Annotated in this window: 1 protein-coding gene; it reads right to left on the bottom strand. The window is 40.3% G+C overall.

Features of this window, described 5'->3' with window-relative positions:
* Positions 1-158: 158 nt before the first annotated feature.
* Positions 159-464 (bottom strand): IS66 family insertion sequence element accessory protein TnpB, encoded by a 306-nt coding sequence (locus J5X91_RS18040; protein WP_179808177.1) that lies wholly within the window; start codon positions 462-464, stop codon positions 159-161.
* Between the last annotated feature and the right edge of the window lie 80 nt (positions 465-544).

The following is a 544-nucleotide window of genomic DNA, read 5'->3' as shown; positions in this document are numbered from 1 at the left end:
AATCTTTAATTTATCGCGTTGTTTATTACAAAAAACGAACCACGCTTGGCTTAAAGGATCGAGAGATAGGGTATCGCTGACAATAATACTTAGGCCATTGATTGATTTGCGCATGTCGGTGAACCCCGTGACCAAGTAAACTTGGTGTGTGCAAGGTGTCACAGTACGCTCAATAATTTGGCTAGCGTTTGGTTAGCTAATGTCGACTCGAAGTCTATTTGATAGCCGTTTGGTGTGGTGAGTTTAATGATTGAAGGTTGCGTAAAGGCTTGCTCATGAATAACAAACGGGATCACCTGTTGCTTTTTAACCCTTACCGTTTCGTCAGAAAGGCGTTTACGCCAAACATAGAAAGTCGATGCGTTAATGTTGTTATCACGACAAAATTGAATGGTGGCTAAACCACTCGATTTTTGCTGCTCAAAAATGCCTTGCCAGTGTTTTATTTTTTGCTGTTTATTCATAATTACCTCAGGTTAATATGCTGAGTAAATTATGCATAGGTGCCATTAACATTGGTATGTGGGGCTAATTACGCGCTTAC

The sequence above is a fragment of the Pseudoalteromonas sp. K222D genome, assembly GCF_017653575.1.
In the GTDB taxonomy this organism is placed as follows: Bacteria; Pseudomonadota; Gammaproteobacteria; order Enterobacterales; family Alteromonadaceae; genus Pseudoalteromonas; species Pseudoalteromonas nigrifaciens.
This window is presented reverse-complemented; position numbering and strand designations above follow the sequence as displayed.

Coding starts and splice junctions, on each gene's coding strand:
- J5X91_RS18040 (WP_179808177.1), bottom strand. CDS start 464: ATGAATAAACAGCAAAAAATAAAACACTGGCAAGGCATTTTTGAGCAG.